This window comes from Halobacillus sp. (genome assembly GCF_049282395.1).
GTDB lineage: Bacteria > Bacillota > Bacilli > Bacillales > Halobacillaceae > Halobacillus.
Window position 1 is genome coordinate 1 of the sequence record NZ_JBAPTY010000146.1, and the last position, 2,237, is coordinate 2,237.

The 2,237-nt window shown below is 40.1% G+C and carries 4 protein-coding genes; 2 read left to right on the plus strand and 2 right to left on the minus strand.

Translation table 11 applies throughout. The features are described from left to right. On the minus strand, window positions 1–258 hold a 258-nt coding region (locus WAM07_RS06665; RefSeq protein WP_422165755.1), incomplete at its 3' end, for a hypothetical protein. Window positions 259–490: 232 nt separating this feature from the next. On the opposite strand from WAM07_RS06665, the gene WAM07_RS06670 reads away from it, so the two are divergent. Then, window positions 491–1,015: a sigma-70 family RNA polymerase sigma factor gene (locus tag WAM07_RS06670; protein WP_422165756.1), complete on the plus strand. Its 525-nt coding sequence runs from the start codon at window positions 491–493 to the stop codon at window positions 1,013–1,015. A gap of 7 nt (window positions 1,016–1,022) precedes the next feature. Here WAM07_RS06670 and WAM07_RS06675 read toward each other — a convergent pair whose 3' ends face one another. Then, entirely contained in the window at window positions 1,023–1,397 is a 375-nt protein-coding gene (locus WAM07_RS06675) for a hypothetical protein (protein ID WP_014644729.1), read from the minus strand. Window positions 1,398–1,550: 153 nt separating this feature from the next. On the opposite strand from WAM07_RS06675, the gene WAM07_RS06680 reads away from it, so the two are divergent. Beyond that, window positions 1,551–2,033 (plus strand): VanZ family protein, encoded by a 483-nt coding sequence (locus WAM07_RS06680; protein WP_422165757.1) that lies wholly within the window; start codon window positions 1,551–1,553, stop codon window positions 2,031–2,033. The last annotated feature ends 204 nt before the right edge of the window (window positions 2,034–2,237 follow it).

Genomic DNA, 2,237 nt, shown 5'->3' on the forward strand with positions numbered 1-2,237 from the left:
GCGATAGACCGTAAACTCATTTCCCTGTTCCATCGTATAAGATTGGATCGCAAGTGAAGAATACGTCGTTCCATCGTCCATTTCAAAAGATAAATACATGACGTATTCTTTGTTTTCCATAAGCGGCAAGGGATAAGGGTTCACAATTTCTACAATCCACTCATAAGCAAGCTTTTCAAAAAAGGCATGCATGAAGGTAGTGGGGGTTCCATCCAGCCAGATGCGAACAAGAGGATATAAAGACCGTGGCGAATTCAAAAATAACGCCTCCGTAATTATCATTTAACTATTCAATTGCCTAATTCGGTAAAACATAAACATAGGAATGCTTTAGAAAGAAGAATAAAAATTATAAAGATTAAGAGTGAAAAATCAATTATCAACCCCAGTTTTTGTTAAAAATTAAAAAACTTTGCAAAAAAATGACACCAAAATCTAATTTTCTCTCGATTATAAGTGTGAAATTAAAAATCGAAAGCGGGTGCCATCCATGATAAAGAATCATGATTTTGCAGAAGTAGTGGACGAATATAAACGATTAATCTATTACCATATTAGAAAACTGAATATTATCGACCGTAACGGTGATTTTTTCGCTGAGGGGCTTTATGCCTTGTGGCAGGCCCACGATACATATGATGAAAATGCGGGTACACTCAGTTCTTATATCAATTGGAAGATTCACAATGCACTGATCGATAAAATAAGAAAAGATAATCGGACGGTGGAAGCTGAAGAACGTTTCCAGGATCATGTCATCCATATGCAGCTCTATCAAGTGGAGGATGTAGTGGTGGATCCGTATCTATGGAAAAGTATTCGAGGGCTGCTTACCGATAATCAGTGGAAATGGATCTATTACTCGATTATCCATGATTTCTCTGTTGATCAAATTGCCGCCAGGGAGGGAGTGACCAGAGATGCGGTTAAGAACTGGGGACGGCATGCCAGGAAGAGGCTGGAAAACAGTTCAATATTCAATAGAAAAGCCCTGGAGAAATACTCCAGGGCCTAACGGAAGATTATTTTTCTATGGTTATATTGATTTTACTTAATCCTAATGCTTTCGCTGCTTTAATCATTTTAGCAGCTTCCTGCTCGGCATCCTGAATGTGTACGTCATTTCGAGAGATACTTAATGCTGTCCCGCCAGACATCATTGTCGGTGTCTCTTCGGTTTCTTCCGTAATAGGAAGGACGATGTTCTCCTTCTCTTCACTGTCCTGCTGATTATGCATGCGGTTTACTCGACCACGTATTTTGCGGCCGTGATAGACCACACTAGCATAAGGGCAGCCAGTCTCAGCGGAGATTTCGCGATAGTTTTTATCCGTTTCACCGATTAATCGCTTTACTTCACTCAGGTCGTAATCATATTGTTTGCTTCTCTTCGCCATGTAAAAATCCCCTTTTTTCTAATCTACAAATATATTGTATACAAAATTATCGATATTTAATAGTGTGAAATATTAATTAATGTTTTTAATAGTGGATGGTATAGTAAACTATTAGTATAGTAAGGTACAAAAGATAACAGGAAGTGTAATGATATGTTTAAAAATGCCATTTATCAACTATTGCCCATTATAATTATGATTATATTATTTATTTTTTCTTCTCAGCCATATGAAGAACAAAATATTAAACCAGCGATGAACCAATGGATTCCAATTGAATGGCTGCGGCCTGTGGCGGAGCTTATTCACATAACTTACCACGGGGAAGAAGTTAGTGTGGAAGCGCAAGGGATCGATGGTGTTATTGAATTTTTCATCCGGAAGTCCGCTCATTTCGGCATGTTCTTTTTACTTATGGTAACTTTATGGAACGCCATCCACCAAAGATGGCGTCTCCCGTTTGGCAAGGAACTTCTGTACGCGCTTATTATAACCATCGGCTATGCTGCGTTTGATGAATTTCACCAGTCCCTGACTCCGAACCGGACTCCATACATAGGTGATGTGATAATCGATACAGCCGGGGCACTGACAGGTATAGTCCTACTATCCATTTTCTATAAGAAAATTCGTTAAATCTCTGTGATAGTAAAGATAAGCTCCCGATACTGGAAGACTCAGTTTCGAAATATGGGTATATGAGGATGGTCCTGCGGGGGACGATTTCGCTTTCCGGCCCTGCACGACGCAGGGTCGTTCGACGTTGCCACAGGACGTGGCGATCTTAGTCGAACATCCCTTGTGCTGAGCTTCCTCGGGCTTAACAGCCTTCGGGATCTC